Source organism: Pseudomonas proteolytica (assembly GCF_007858275.1).
Classification (GTDB): Bacteria; Pseudomonadota; Gammaproteobacteria; order Pseudomonadales; family Pseudomonadaceae; genus Aquipseudomonas; species Aquipseudomonas proteolytica.
Window position 1 is genome coordinate 93,470 of record NZ_VFEV01000014.1, and the last position, 14,015, is coordinate 107,484.

A 14,015-nucleotide genomic window follows, 5' to 3' on the forward strand; every position below is an offset into this window, starting at 1 on the left:
TCAGGCTCGATTAGTGGCGAGGGGCAGGTTTACCGTGTTTGGCGCGCAGCGGTTCGAGCAGTTCGGACAGGCCGTTGTGATCGATTTCCTGCATCAACGCCAGCAGGCCGCCTAACTCGCCGTGGGGGAAACCCTCGCGGGCAAACCAGTTCAGGTAAGGACCGGGCAGGTCGGCAATGATCCGGCCCTTGTACTTGCCGAACGGCATTTGGCGGGTGATCAGCAGTTCGAGTTTTTCGGGGTTCATAGGTGCTTCAGGCAATCAGGAGGGTGCCCTGGAAAATACAGGCATTCTGCATGAAGGCCAAATGACAGATCATGCAAATAAAGCGGATACAGATTTTGAGTTTATTTATAACTCATTGAAAATTAAGGCTTAATTTTTAATTCAAGACCTGGCACGGGCGCTGCAACTACCCCAGTACGTTTCTAAACCTGTGAAGGAATTGAAAAATGACTGACATCAACAAAGAATCGATCTCCGTACTCAACGACCTGATCGAAACCAGTAAAGACGGCCAGGAAGGCTTCAAGACCTGCGCAGAAGACATCAAGCACCCAGAGCTCAAGGCGTTGTTCACCAAGCGTTCAGCTGACTGCGCCTCGGCGGCTGCCGAACTGCAGACAGCGGTGCGTGCCTTGGGTGGTGACCCGGAAGATTCCGGCAGCGTTGCCGGCGCCCTGCATCGTGGCTGGGTTGACGTGAAGTCGCTGGTGACTGGCAAGGATGAAGAAGCAGTCCTCAACGAAGCCGAGCGTGGTGAAGACCATGCGTTGAAGGCTTACAAAGAAGCCATCGAGAAAATCAACAAGCACAACCTGGTCGGTATTCGTGACTTGGTTGAGCGTCAGTACCACGGCGCACAGCGCAACCATGACCAGGTCAAAGCCCTGCGTAACCAGGCCCGCGCCCAGTCCTGAAACTGTGGGAGCTGGCTTGCCTGCGATGGCGGTGGATCAGTCAATTTAGATGTCGACTGCTACACCGCTATCGCGGGCAAGCCCGCTCCCACAAGGGGGTTGTGCCGGGCAGGATGTTTGAGTACGCCCCAAAACAACTGTGGGAGCTGGTTTGCCAGCGATGGCGGTGGAACAGTCAATTTAGATTTCGACTGATACACCGCCATCGCGGGCAAGCCCGCTCCCACATTATTTTGCTTTCACAGGACCAGGGATTTTCAGCCGATGCTGATCGCTGGCAATTGGGTCAAGGTCACGACCTGTTGCTTGCGCGGTGCGAGGATCTCCGCTTCGCCATCCACCACTAACTCATCACGCTGGTTGAACACCTGGGTGGCAATCCGCACGCGGAACTTGGGTAGCTTCTCGAGAATTTCCAGACGTACGGTCAGGGTGTCGCCGATTTTCACCGGTTTCTGAAAGCTCATCTGCTGGCCGATATAGATGGTGCCCGGCCCAGGCAACTCACAGGCGACTGCCGCGCTGATCAACGCGCCGCTGAACATGCCGTGGGCGATACGCTCCTTGAACATGGTCGCCTTGGCAAACTCTGCATCCAGGTGCACCGGGTTATGGTCGCCGGACATCGCCGCGAACAGCTGGATATCGCGCTCTTCCACGGTTTTGCTATAGGTGGCTTTCTGGCCGACTTCGAGGGCTTCGTAAGGCGTGTTGGTAACCTGGGTCATCTAATCGTGCATCCTGTGGCTAATCGATAGTCTTAATTCGTTGATTTTAAACGAAAATATTTTTCTGTTCATTCGCAGCGTGCCGGCCGGCGATGGTTCACGGCCTGGGCCATCCACGCCAGCACATCGGCGGTGACCGCATCGCGGTTGGTTTCATTGAACAGTTCGTGCCGGGCCTGCGGGTAAATATTCAATTGCAGGTTCTGGCAGCCCGCATCGCGCAGCGCGTTGGCCAGGCTGGTGAGACGCTTGCCTTCACTGACCGGATCACATTCGCCACCCATCACCAGGATCGGCAGGCCCGGATCAATCTGTTTGAGATTGGACGCTTTGCTGATTTGCTGCAAGCCACCGAGCAAGTCGATCCACAGCTGGTTGGTGCAGCGAAAGCCGCACAAGGGGTCGTTGATGTACTTGTCCACTTCGTCCGGATCGCGGCTCAACCAGTCGAATGCCGTGCGGTTGGGTTTGAAGGCCTTGTTGAACGAGCCGAACGACAGGAACTCGATCAGCGCGCTGCGCCCCCGCAGGCCCTGGCGCAGGCGTTCGGCGCGGGCGATCAGTTGGGCGGCGCGGTACAGGGCCACCGGCTGGAAATTCGAGCCACTGAGAATCGCCCCGTGCAGGCTGGCGCTGTGGTGCAGCAGATAGGCCTGGGCGATATAGCTGCCCATGCTGTGGCCCAACAGGATGATCGGCACACCGGGGGCCTGTTGGCCGATATGCTGGTTGAGGGCGGCCAGGTCACCCACCACCTTGTTCCAGCCATCCCGCTCGGCGTACAGGCCCAGGGTACCTTCATCGGCGGTGCGGCCGTGCCCGCGCAGGTCCGGGGCATACACACCGTAGCCGGCGCCACACAAGGCCTGGGCCAGGCGCGCATAGCGGCCGCTATGCTCGGCCATGCCATGGGCCAGCATCACCAGCGCCGCGGGCGTTTCGTCCGGGAGCCACTGGTTGACGTGCAGGCGGCTGCGGTCATTCGCGGTCAGCCAGAAAGTGGTGTGGTTCATGGCGCTTCCTTTGCTCAGGGTCGTTGCAGTGTATAGCTCATCTGTGGGCGGGCGTCTGATCACCCTTGGCCTCAGGGGCAAGATTCATACAATCAATGACACGTTTTTGTGTATTTGCCTGTTTAGCCATAACTGCTAACGTCCCCGAAGCTCCGCTTCCCGTAAACAGCCGGAAGCGGTCGGGCACACTCGGGTAAGAGGACAAGAATAATGCAACCTGATTTCTGGAATGACAAACGCGCGGCCGGTGTGCCCAATGAGTTAGACCTGTCGGCGTACAAGTCAGTAATCGAAGTCTTCGAGCGTTCCTGCAAGGCCTTTGCCGACCGTCCGGCATTCAGCAACATGGGGATCACCCTGACCTACGCCGACCTGGAGCGCCAGAGCGCGGCGTTCGCCGGCTACCTGCAACACCACACAGACCTGAAACCGGGCGACCGTATTGCGGTGCAGATGCCCAACGTCCTGCATTATCCGATTGCCGTCTTCGGCGCCTTGCGCGCCGGGCTGGTGGTGGTCAACACCAACCCGCTGTACACGCCGCGGGAAATGCGTCATCAGTTCAAGGACGCAGGCATTCGTGCCCTGGTCTACCTCAACCTGTTCGGTTCCAGGGTGCAGGAAGTGGCGGCCGACACCGAGATCGAATACCTGATCGAAGCCAAGATGGGCGACTTCATGCCCACTGCCAAGGGTTGGCTGATCAACACTGTGGTCGACAAGGTGAAGAAGATGGTGCCGGCCTACAGCCTGCCCCGGGCGATGTCGTTCAAGCGCGCCTTGCACATGGGCGCAGGCCTGGCCGTGACCCGCCATCCGGTCACCCTGGATGACATCGCGGTGCTGCAATACACCGGTGGCACCACCGGCCTGGCCAAGGGCGCGATGCTGACCCACGGCAACCTGGTGGCGAACATGCAACAGGTGCGGGCGTGCATGTCACAGGTGCGCGAAGACGGGCATCCGCTGGTCAAGGAAGGGCAGGAGGTGATGGTCGCGCCGTTGCCGCTCTACCATATCTATGCCTTCACCGCGAACTGCATGTGCATGATGGTCACCGGCAACCACAACGTGCTGATCACCAATCCCCGGGACATCGGCGGCTTTATCAAGGAGTTGAAGAAGTGGCGGTTTACCGGGCTGCTGGGGCTCAACACCCTGTTTGTCGCGCTGATGGAACACCCGGACTTCAAGACCCTGGACTTCTCCCACCTGAAGATCACCAACTCCGGCGGCACGGCCTTGGTCAAGGCCACGGCCGAACGCTGGAAGCAGATCACCGGCTGTTCCATCGGCGAAGGCTACGGCCTGACCGAGACGTCGCCGGTGGCCAGCACCAACCCCTATGGTGATCAATCGCGCCTGGGCACCGTGGGTATTCCAGTGCCAGGCACGGCGATGAAAGTCATCGATGACGCCGGCGTGGAGTTGCCGCTGGGCGAGCGTGGCGAGTTGTGCATCAAGGGCCCGCAGGTCATGAAGGGCTACTGGCAGCAACCGGCGGCCACCGCCGAGAGCCTGGATGCCGAGGGCTGGCTCAAGACGGGCGATATTGCGGTGATCGACCCGGACGGTTTTGTGCGCATTGTCGATCGCAAGAAGGACCTGATCATCGTCTCGGGCTTCAATGTGTACCCCAACGAGATCGAAGACGTAGTGATGGCCCACCCGAACGTCGCCAACTGCGCGGTGATCGGCGTGCCCGACGAACGCACCGGCGAGGCCGTGAAGCTGTTTGTGGTGGCGCGGGCCCAGGGCGTCAGCCTTGAGGAGTTGAAGACCTACTGCAAGGCCAACTTCACCGGTTACAAAGTGCCCAAGCACATTGTGTTGCGGGACTCGTTGCCGATGACGCCGGTAGGCAAGATCCTGCGCCGGGAGCTGCGCGACATCGCCTGACCTGGACTGAAATGCGATTCAAATGTGGGAGCTGGCTTGCCTGCGATGGCGGTGTATCAGTCGAAGTATGTATCGACTGGCCCGCCATCGCCGGCAAGCCAGCTCCTACATTTACGGTGTAAGTCCGCAAAATAGAGCTGTTTCGGGGGTTATAGAATCTTTGCTCTAAAAATGACTACTGCATATTCTTGAGTCATATTTATGACTGTAGGGCCCTCTTTTGGCTCTAGGCGGCCCTTTGCAAAGCTGCTACTCTCGGCGCGCTTTGTGACCTCTCGGCCTGCTTGAAACAGCCAGAATCACCTAAAAAAACACACACAAATAATAATCGCATCAAATGCGGTGAATGAATTCGCGTCGCTGAGGAGTGGGCTTCCATGATCGAAGACTTTTGGAAGGATAAGTACCCCGCCGGGATTGCTGCAGACATCAATCCAGACGAGTATCAAAATATTCAGGCGGTACTGAAACAGTCCTGCCAGCGCTTCGCCGACAAACCGGCTTTCAGCAACCTGGGCAAGACCATCACCTACGGTGAGCTGTACGAACTGTCCGGTGCCTTTGCCGCGTACCTGCAACAGCATACCGACTTGCAGCCCGGTGATCGAATCGCCGTGCAATTGCCCAACCTCCTGCAATACCCGGTGGCCGTGTTTGGCGCCATCCGTGCCGGCCTGGTCGTGGTCAACACCAACCCGCTGTACACCGCGCGGGAAATGGAACACCAGTTCAACGATTCCGGGGCCAAGGCCCTTATCTGCCTGGCCAATATGGCGCACCTGGCGGAAAAAGTCGTACCCAAGACTGGCGTCAAGCATGTGATCGTCACTGAAGTGGCTGACCTGCTGCCACCGCTCAAGCGGCTGCTGATCAACAGCGTCATCAAGTACGTGAAGAAAATGGTCCCGGCGTATCACTTGCCCCAGGCGATCAAGTTCAACGACGTCCTGGCCAAGGGCCATGGCCAGCCGGTCAACGAAGTCAGTCCCGCCAGCGAAGACGTGGCCGTGCTGCAATACACCGGTGGCACCACCGGCGTAGCCAAGGGCGCGATGCTCACCCATCGCAACCTGGTGGCCAACATGCTGCAGTGCAAGGCGCTGATGGGCTCCAACCTCAATGAAGGTTGCGAGATCCTGATCACACCGCTGCCGCTTTACCACATCTATGCCTTCACCTTTCATTGCATGGCGATGATGCTGATCGGCAACCACAACATCCTGATCAGCAACCCGCGCGACTTGCCGGCGATGGTCAAGGAGTTGTCGAAGTGGAAGTTCAGCGGCTTTGTCGGCCTGAACACCCTGTTCGTTGCGCTGTGCAACAACGAAGGCTTTCGCAAGCTGGACTTCTCGGCGCTCAAGGTCACCCTGTCGGGTGGCATGGCCCTGCAACTGGCGGCAGCCGAGCGTTGGAAAGCCGTGACCGGCTGCAGCATCTGTGAAGGTTACGGCATGACCGAAACCAGCCCGGTGGCCACGGTCAACCCGATCCAGAATATCCAGATCGGCACCATCGGCATTCCGGTGCCTTCGACGCTGTGCAAGGTCATCTCGGATGAGGGCGTCGAGTTGCCCCTGGGCGAAATCGGCGAACTGTGCGTCAAGGGCCCGCAAGTAATGAAAGGTTACTGGCAGCGTGAAGACGCCACCGCCGAAGTCCTCGACAGCCAAGGCTGGTTGAAGACCGGTGATATCGCGATCATCCAGCCAGACGGCTACATGCGTATCGTTGATCGCAAGAAGGACATGATTCTGGTCTCCGGTTTCAACGTCTACCCCAACGAGCTGGAAGACGTGCTGGCAAGCTTGCCAGGCGTGCTGCAGTGCGCAGCCATTGGTGTGCCGGACGAGAAGTCGGGCGAGCACATCAAGCTGTTCATCGTGGTCAAGCCGGGCGCGACGCTGACCAAGGAGCAGGTGATGGAGCATATGCGCGCCAACGTCACCGGCTACAAAGTGCCGAAGGCTGTTGAATTCCGCGAAGCGCTGCCGACCACCAACGTGGGCAAGATCCTGCGTCGTGAGTTGCGTGATGAAGAGCTGAAGAAGTTGGGCCTGAAGAAGTAAACAAAAAGCCCCGCGCATGCGGGGCTTTTTATTGGGCGCTGATTGGACTGCAATCCAAATGTGGGAGCAGGCAAGCCAGCTCCCACATTTTTGAGCGCCTGCTTACAGGGCGAACTGCGCGAAGCTCACGCCAGCGCCCGCCGGGCGTACATCCTTGAGGAACGAGTCCTTGTCCGCGCTCAGCTCCAGGGTAATCTCCGGCTTGCGCTTGCCCGCATTGCGCACCACCAACCCTTCAAGCTTTTCACGCAGGAACGCGGTCGGTACTTTCAAGTGCAGCAACTGGTCGGTCTCGGCGTTGTGCATCAACAAGTGAATCCACTCGTACTGCCCAATGGCAATGCGGGCCACCGGTAGGTCGAACCACCAGATGTTGCGCTTGCGGTCCAGGTCGGTGAAGTGGCAGTTGTTGACGCCGAGCACGGCACCGCCCAGTTCCAGGTTTCTGCGGGCGATGGCCTGTGATTTATTGAGTTTCATAACCTTCCTACGGGATCTGTTATTCAGCGATTGAGCCTGAATCTGCCGGGCATTCTCGGGGGTTGGCGGCAAAACATAAAGCCAAACCTGTATGGGGTGATGAAATGCCTCACGCAAATAATTGAAACTCTGCGCAGAGGCCCAGGGTCAACCCTTACGTAATGACCAAAACCCTTGATTGTTCTTACGGAGAAATACCATGGGCAGCACAGCGGATAAGGCAAAAGGTTTAGCTAACGAAGCCATCGGCAACATCAAGCAAGGTTTCGGCAAAGCCACTGACAACACCAAGCTTGAGACTGAAGGCAAGATTCAAGAGAAGAAGGGCGAAGCCCAGCAAGCGGTCGGCAAGGTCAAGGATGCGGTAAAGAATACCGTCGACAAGGCTTGATTCCAGCATTTGCAACACGCAGTACAACGGCCATCCACGGATGGCCGTTTTTATGTCACGCCCGATGTTTAAAGTTTCGAAATTGTTTCAAGGTCGCCAAATAGGCTACCTTGATGTAGAAAACGGCCCCTGAGTCGCCCACGAACTCAACCTTTTTGCGGCGAAAGGAGACGCTATGATTTTTCCGGTATTAAAAGATCTGCCGCTGCACCGCGTATTGATGCGCACCGTCACAGAATTCATCGATGACGAGATGCCCACCTACGCCTCGGCACTGGCCTACCAGATGCTGTTTTCGCTGTTCCCCTTCCTGCTGTTCCTGATTGCCCTGATCGGTTTCCTGCACCTGCCGGATTTCTTCAGTTGGCTGCGCCTGCAATCGGAACTGGTGCTGCCGCCCCAGGCCCTGGAGCAGGTCAACCCGGTGATCGACCAATTGCAGCAATCGAAGGGCGGGCTGCTGTCGGTGGGTATCGTCATCGCGCTGTGGACCGCCTCGGCCGGCGTGCGCCTGATGATGAGCGCGATGAATGCCGCCTACGACGTGGTGGAAGGCCGGCCGATCTGGAAGCGCTTCCCGCTGTCGATTCTCTACACCGTGGGCATCGCCGGCATGTTGCTGGCCGCTGCCGCGCTGATGGTGCTGGGGCCGCAAGTGATGGAGTGGCTGGCCGGGCAGATCGGCATGCAGGAATTTGTCGTTACCCTGTGGACCATCCTGCGGTGGCCCTTGATCGTGATCCTGCTGATGTTCGCCGTGGCGTTGATGTACTACGTGATGCCGGATGTGAAGCAGAAATTTCGCTTTATCACGCCAGGCTCAGTGCTGGCGGTGGTGGTCTGGATCGTGGCTTCATTGGGCTTTGGCTATTACGTCAAGACCTTCGCCGACTACAACGCCATGTATGGCAGCATCGGTGCGATCATCGTGCTGTTGTTGTATTTCTACATTTCCGCCGCCGTATTGTTGCTCGGTGCGGAAATGAATGCGGTGATCGAACATATGTCCGCCGAAGGCAAGGATCCGGGGGAGAAGGATTTTGGCGAACACCACCCCGATGAAAAACAGCATGTCTCGGGCCTCGGCCGGGACCACTCGATTCCCAAGCCCACCACTGATGAAACCTGACCGATGATTCGTGAAATTCTGAAAATGGGCGACGAACGCCTGCTGCGTATCGCGCCACCGGTACCACCGGAAATGTTCGACAGCCCCGAGCTGTGGCAACTGATCGATGACATGTTCCAGACCATGGAGCATGTGGGCGGCGTCGGCCTGGCCGCGCCGCAGATTGGTGTCGATCTGCAACTGGTGATCTTCGGCTTCGAAAGCAGCGAGCGCTACCCGGAAGCTCCGGCGGTGCCCCAGACCATCCTGATCAACCCGCTGATTACACCGCTGAGCCCGGTGTTGGAGGAGGGCTATGAAGGCTGCCTGTCGGTGCCAGGCCTGCGTGGTGCAGTGGATCGCTACCAGCAGATTCGCTACGAAGGGTTTGACCCCAAGGGCGAGCCGATTGTGCGGATTGCCGATGGTTTCCATGCGCGGGTGGTGCAGCACGAATGCGACCACTTGATCGGTCGCCTGTACCCTTCGCGCATCACTGATTTCAGCAAGTTCGGGTTTATCGAGGTGATGTTCCCCGAACTGGATCCTGCCGCCGACGCCTAGGCCTGGCGGCACACGCCCATGGCGATCATCGGCTTGTTGCGCTTATAGCGCACCAGGCGCTCGGCCAGGGACTGTGGCAACACCGTCTGCTGGCTGAAGCCCTGGGCTGCATAAAACCCTTCCAGGTCCGGGTGGCACAGCAGCCATACCGAGCCTTCGACAGGCGCGATCGCTTGCGCAATCAGCCGCGTCGCCAGCCCTTGCCCACGTAATGCCGGATCGACAAACAGCCCGGTCAGCCACTGGCCGCCGACCACGGGGCTCAGGCACAGACCGGCCACAATCTCGCTATTACGCGCCACCCACAATTGGCCGCCCTTGAGGGCTTTCATCGATGAGTTGTGGCTGCGATAAAACTTGTTAAGCAGCGGCCACAGGGGCTCTGCCAGTTGATCAATGTGCAACTCGGGCATGGTGGTATGACAGGTGTGATCCAGGGGCGGGGATTATAAGTCGGGCAAAGCGCCTTCTGGTGGACAATAGGTGTTATACCCCTTGTTACTTCCTCTGTTAGTGGAGCATGCAGCATGGCCAAAGGTATGGATTCAAAGAAAGCCGCGAAGAAAAAACCGGCAAAGACCGCTGATGAAAAACGTGCGGACAAAAAAGCCAAGAAGACCGAGACAGGCCTGTTCGGTCACTGAGTACTTCACTGTAGGAGCGAGCTTGCTCGCGAAGAGCGTTAACGAAAACGCGTGTTCGCAGGAAAAACACGGCGCTCTCGAGCTTTTCGCGAGCAAGCTCGCTCCTACAGCGGCATCGATACATCCTGCCCCTGCACATCCCCTTCAACACCTGTCTATAAATGCTGGCTGATTAATGGCCTTGCATAGCGCCAAGCCCTGTCTATGCTCACCCATAACCACTTATGTCGCTTGCCATATGAAGCGTTTCGGGTGGCTGTTTGCATAGTGGTTGATGAGCACTATACAAACTGTGAATAGATAAGTGCGTATGTCAAAGCGCCGGAAAAAGGAGCTGCAGGTTAAATGGATTTACGTGTGTCGGTTAAAGCTGGCCCCGGCTGGGGTCATCAAGAAAAGGATGCCTTGAAACGAGCGTTGTCCCATGGACTCTCCGATTAGCCATCATTTATCTATCGCCTGACACTTGTCCTGCCTTATGGACAGCTGCGTTTGCCTGTTTTGTGGAAAGTTGTACTGGGTCAAATCCAAGAACTAACCGTCATTCAAAGACAGCGCTGAAGGTGATCCGATCATGTTTAACCTCCACCACAAATCCGACCTGTTGGAAATCGAGCGCTTTTCCTGCGCGCTGACCCAGGCCCAAGCCAAGTTGGCGGCCATCAGCCGTTCCATGGCGATGATCGAGTTTGATCGCGACGGCGTGGTACTGGATGCCAACGAAAACTTCTGCAAGGTCATGGGTTACAGCGCCGAGGAAGTACGCGGTAAACACCATCGAATCTTCTGTGAAGAGTCCTATTACCGCAGCGATGACTACGCCAAATTGTGGCGCGACCTGGGCCAGGGCGAACCCATCAGCGGCACGTTCATGCGCTTGACCAAAACTGGCCAGGAAGTGTGGCTGGAGGCCAGTTACATGCCGGTCTACGGTCCGGATAAACAAGTGCAGAGCGTGATCAAGGTGGCTGCGGACATTTCCGAACGGGTTCACCGCGAGCACGAAAACCAAAGCCTGATCGATGCCATAGGCCGCTCCATGGCGGTCATCGAGTTCACGCCCCAGGGGCAGATCCTCAATGCCAACCAGAACTTCTTGAAGACGGTGCAGTACTCCCTCGGTGAAATCGTCGGCCAGCACCACAGCATGTTCTGTCATCGCGCCGAGGTGGAATCGCCGACCTACAAAGCATTCTGGGCGTCACTGAACCGGGGCGAATTCCACTCCCATCGTTTTGAGCGGCGCAACAAACAGGGTCAGACGCTATTTCTGGAAGCCTCCTACAACCCAATCTTCGATGCCAACGGGCGTCTGTACAAAGTGGTGAAGTTCGCCAGTGACATCACCGACCAAGTCACTACCTTGCGCACCGCTGCCGATTCGGCCCATGCCACCTCGGTGCAGAATGACGCCTGTGCCCGCAAGGGGTCGGAAGTGGTGCAGCAGACGGTGCAGATCATCGAAGAAATTTCCCGCGACCTCAATCAAGCGGCAGTCAGCATCGACGCGGTAAGCAAGCAGTCGGACATTATCGGCACCATCGTGCAGACCATTCGCGGGATTGCCGATCAAACCAACCTGTTGGCGCTTAACGCGGCCATTGAAGCGGCACGGGCCGGTGAGCACGGACGGGGTTTTGCGGTGGTGGCGGACGAGGTGCGCAGCCTGGCGGCGCGTACCAGCCAGGCGACAATCGAGATTGTCGATGTGGTGCGCAAGAACCACGACTTGTCCCTGAGCGCGGTGTCGAGCATGCAGTCGAGCCTGAGTCGTACCGGCCTGGGGGTGGAGTTGGCCAATGAAGCGGGGCAGGTGATCCTGGAGATCCAGGAAGGCTCGCGGCATGTGGTGGACGCCATCGGCCAGTTCAACTCCACCCTGCAACTGCAGTAGTGCCTCTGTGTAGGAGCGAGCTTGCTCGCGAAAAACTTCAACGATAACGCGGGGTATCTGGTTCCCCGTGGCGGTCTCAGGTTTTTCGCGAGCAAGCTCGCTCCTACAAAGGGCGTTGTGCTGAGTCAGATTGCGGCTAGGGCGTCTTTGACGGCCTTGATCTGCGGGTCAGCAGTCTTCTCGGCGAACTGCTCCGCTACCTGCATCTTTAGGCGATCAGCCACTTCCTGGGCAATAGCGTCTTGTTGTTCCACGGGCATCGCTTTTACATCGTCTTCGGTCAGGCCCTTTTCCAGCAGGATCTGATCGCGGATGCGTTCGGCCGGGGTCTTGGTCATATAGTCGGTGAATTCTGCGCGGGCCTGGGTGCTGGTCGCGGTGGTCGGCGTAGCACTGGTCGGCGGGGTCGCTTGCAATTGCAGGCGGGTCTTGGCAAAAGCGGCATCCACGTTGCTTGCGGTGGCGTCAGTGGCCTTTTGCGTGGCCTGCACCTGGGTCGCGGCAGCAGCATTCTGCACGTTCTGCATCACGCCACTGTACAGCGCACTGGCGGCGGCGTTGGCGGGGTCCAGCTCGGGGCGTTTGGACTGTTGGATCACGGACGAGACTTGGGTATTGACCAACATGATCGGGCACCTGTGGGTTTGAACGATGCAGAGGATTTAGCAATTAGCGTGCCGAGAGCCAACACCCCCGGATTCATTGGCGTTGAGGGCGCTGCATAGTCATGAGGGGTGCCGCCAACGGCGAATGTTTGCCGCCGGCGGCCACAGGCTTCAGTAGGTGATGGGAATTTCGAATAGCTGGAATGCATCATCTACCGGTCGATAACCCAGGACCCGCGTGGTCTCGCTCAAATCCAGGCGCTTGAAGCGGTTGTTGGAAATGCCATGGGCGATCAGGTGCTTGACCCCTTCGGCCTCCACCGAACGCTGCAACAACTGGACGGCATCCCGAGGGCTGAGCCAGGCGCTGAGGTCGCGAGCGTTGTTCAGGTCGTGGGTTTCGGCAAATTCAAAGGCCCCAATGCGTAGAGCGATAGTGGAGAGTGGGGTTTTGGCCGCGTAATACCCGCACAGCGCTTCGCCGTAGCATTTGCTCACGCCATACAGGTTGGCCGGCAGCACCGGCATGCCGGGGGTGATTTGCCGGTCCACCGGATAGCCTTCGATGGTCTGGGCGCTGCTGGCGAAGACCAGGCGCTTGACGTGGGCGGCCACGGCCGCTTCGAACAGGTAGGTGGTGGCGAGGATATTGTTGGGTAGCAGTTCGTCAAAGGTCGCGCTGGCGTGGGGAATGCCCGACAGGTGCACGATCACATCGATGCCGTCGAGCAGCGCTGGCAGTGCGGTTTTGTCGCTCAAGTCGGCCTGCACGAAGCGATGGCCGTCGAAGGCGAAGCCTGGTGTGACGCGGTCGGTGAGGGTGAAGCGGTAACGATCTTTCGAGGCCTCGAAGAAGGTCTTGCCGATTCTGCCGCAGGCACCGGTGAGCAGTACGTTGAGTCCTTTCATCGTGTAGTCCTTAGTTGTGACCGTCGAGGGCAAAAGCCTGGAAACCTGGGCGCTGGCTGAGTAGGGCGTAGTACGCGTCCACAGCCGGGTAGGCAGGGCGCTCCATGGGCGTCATCCGCCAGCGGTGCACTGACAGGCCGATCAGGATATCGGCCAGGGTGAAGTTATCCCCGGCCACATAGGCGCCGGTTTTGATCAATTGTTGCTCCAGCAGCCCCATCTTGTCGTTCCAGCCGTGCACCCCGGCGGCAACGCGCTGCGGGTCCTGGAAGTCCGGGTTGTTGCGCACCAGGGCATGGAAGGCGTAGCCCCAGGAGGGGTTGAGCTCGGTGGCTTGCCAATCCATCCATTGCTCGACCCCGGCCCGTGGCGCAGGGGCGGCGGGCAGCAGGTCGTGGCGTTGGTGCAAGCCCACCAGGTAACGGCAAATGGTGTTGGATTCCCATAGCACGCCGTTGTCATCGACGATGACCGGTACCTGGGCGTTAGGGTTCAAGGCAAGGAATTCGGGTGACTGGGTAGGGGTGAAGCCGATGCCCCAATCTTCACGCTGGTAGGGGATAGCCAGTTCCTGGCAGGTCCACAGGACTTTTCGTACGTTGATGGACGAAGTGCGACCCAAGATTTTCAGCGCGTGTCCCATGGTGCTTCCCTGGCAAAAGGTGAGTTGGGCAATTTAGCAGGGGCGCGCGAGGACAGCGATAGAGTTAAGTGGGCACGCTCAAAAATGTGTGCGGGCTTGCCCGCGATAACGGTGTGTCAGGCAATACATCTGGCACTGATACACCGC

14 protein-coding genes and 2 pseudogenes are annotated in these 14,015 nt (G+C 58.3%); 8 read left to right on the forward strand and 8 right to left on the reverse strand.

Features of this window, described 5'->3' with window-relative positions; genetic code table 11:
• Positions 1-10 precede the first annotated feature (10 nt).
• Complete coding sequence (locus FIV38_RS12465; RefSeq protein ID WP_008056784.1) at positions 11-247, reverse strand: DUF3820 family protein; 237 nt, start codon at positions 245-247, stop codon at positions 11-13.
• 206 nt (positions 248-453) lie between these two features.
• Between FIV38_RS12465 and FIV38_RS12470 the strand changes: the two genes are divergently transcribed.
• Complete coding sequence (locus FIV38_RS12470) at positions 454-921, forward strand: ferritin-like domain-containing protein (protein WP_092237749.1); 468 nt, start codon at positions 454-456, stop codon at positions 919-921.
• A 257-nt stretch (positions 922-1,178) separates the two neighbouring features.
• Here FIV38_RS12470 and FIV38_RS12475 read toward each other — a convergent pair whose 3' ends face one another.
• Both FIV38_RS12475 and FIV38_RS12480 read right to left on the reverse strand, forming a co-directional pair.
• Positions 1,179-1,649, reverse strand: a complete 471-nt coding sequence (locus FIV38_RS12475; RefSeq protein ID WP_029296435.1) for a MaoC family dehydratase — start codon at positions 1,647-1,649, stop codon at positions 1,179-1,181.
• A 68-nt stretch (positions 1,650-1,717) separates the two neighbouring features.
• The gene (locus FIV38_RS12480; protein ID WP_029296436.1) at positions 1,718-2,662 is read right to left on the reverse strand and encodes an alpha/beta hydrolase; all 945 of its coding nucleotides are present in this window, start codon (positions 2,660-2,662) and stop codon (positions 1,718-1,720) included.
• Positions 2,663-2,872: 210 nt separating this feature from the next.
• On the opposite strand from FIV38_RS12480, the gene fadD2 reads away from it, so the two are divergent.
• Together fadD2 and fadD1 are read left to right on the forward strand one after the other, a co-directional pair.
• Positions 2,873-4,561 carry a long-chain-fatty-acid--CoA ligase FadD2 gene (fadD2, locus tag FIV38_RS12485; protein ID WP_029296437.1) on the forward strand — a complete coding sequence of 563 codons (1,689 nt, stop codon included), beginning with the start codon at positions 2,873-2,875 and terminating at the stop codon, positions 4,559-4,561.
• Positions 4,562-4,938: 377 nt separating this feature from the next.
• Entirely contained in the window at positions 4,939-6,630 is a 1,692-nt protein-coding gene (fadD1, locus tag FIV38_RS12490; RefSeq protein WP_092237746.1) for a long-chain-fatty-acid--CoA ligase FadD1, read from the forward strand.
• Between the two features lie 102 nt (positions 6,631-6,732).
• Here fadD1 and FIV38_RS12495 read toward each other — a convergent pair whose 3' ends face one another.
• Positions 6,733-7,110 carry a hypothetical protein gene (locus tag FIV38_RS12495; protein ID WP_029296441.1) on the reverse strand — a complete coding sequence of 126 codons (378 nt, stop codon included), beginning with the start codon at positions 7,108-7,110 and terminating at the stop codon, positions 6,733-6,735.
• 199 nt (positions 7,111-7,309) lie between these two features.
• Here FIV38_RS12495 and FIV38_RS12500 point away from each other — a divergent pair, with 199 nt between their 5' ends.
• The 3 genes from FIV38_RS12500 (at position 7,310) to def (ending at position 9,173) form a co-directional block, all read left to right on the forward strand.
• Complete coding sequence (locus FIV38_RS12500; protein ID WP_092237743.1) at positions 7,310-7,501, forward strand: CsbD family protein; 192 nt, start codon at positions 7,310-7,312, stop codon at positions 7,499-7,501.
• Positions 7,502-7,676: 175 nt separating this feature from the next.
• Positions 7,677-8,630 carry a YihY/virulence factor BrkB family protein gene (locus FIV38_RS12505; protein ID WP_029296445.1) on the forward strand — a complete coding sequence of 318 codons (954 nt, stop codon included), beginning with the start codon at positions 7,677-7,679 and terminating at the stop codon, positions 8,628-8,630.
• A gap of 3 nt (positions 8,631-8,633) precedes the next feature.
• Complete coding sequence (gene def, locus FIV38_RS12510) at positions 8,634-9,173, forward strand: peptide deformylase (RefSeq protein ID WP_092237738.1); 540 nt, start codon at positions 8,634-8,636, stop codon at positions 9,171-9,173.
• Here def and FIV38_RS12515 read toward each other — a convergent pair.
• Positions 9,170-9,586: a GNAT family N-acetyltransferase gene (locus FIV38_RS12515; RefSeq protein WP_092237734.1), complete on the reverse strand. Its 417-nt coding sequence runs from the start codon at positions 9,584-9,586 to the stop codon at positions 9,170-9,172. The genes def and FIV38_RS12515 overlap by 4 nt on opposite strands.
• Positions 9,587-10,391: 805 nt before the next feature.
• Here FIV38_RS12515 and FIV38_RS30925 point away from each other — a divergent pair.
• Both FIV38_RS30925 and FIV38_RS30930 read left to right on the forward strand, forming a co-directional pair.
• Positions 10,392-11,168, forward strand: a pseudogene (locus tag FIV38_RS30925) (PAS domain-containing protein); the annotation flags it as partial.
• Positions 11,169-11,288: 120 nt separating this feature from the next.
• Positions 11,289-11,711 (forward strand): annotated as a pseudogene (locus tag FIV38_RS30930) (methyl-accepting chemotaxis protein); the annotation flags it as partial.
• A 125-nt stretch (positions 11,712-11,836) separates the two neighbouring features.
• On the opposite strand, the gene FIV38_RS12530 reads toward FIV38_RS30930, so the two are convergent.
• From FIV38_RS12530 to FIV38_RS12540, 3 genes are all read right to left on the reverse strand, one after another.
• Entirely contained in the window at positions 11,837-12,337 is a 501-nt protein-coding gene (locus FIV38_RS12530; RefSeq protein WP_092237731.1) for a hypothetical protein, read from the reverse strand.
• Between the two features lie 150 nt (positions 12,338-12,487).
• A complete protein-coding gene (locus FIV38_RS12535) occupies positions 12,488-13,225 on the reverse strand; it encodes an NAD-dependent epimerase/dehydratase family protein (protein WP_092237728.1) in 738 nt (245 codons plus the stop codon).
• A gap of 10 nt (positions 13,226-13,235) precedes the next feature.
• A complete protein-coding gene (locus FIV38_RS12540) occupies positions 13,236-13,868 on the reverse strand; it encodes a glutathione S-transferase family protein (RefSeq protein ID WP_092237725.1) in 633 nt (210 codons plus the stop codon).
• Positions 13,869-14,015: the final 147 nt, after the last annotated feature.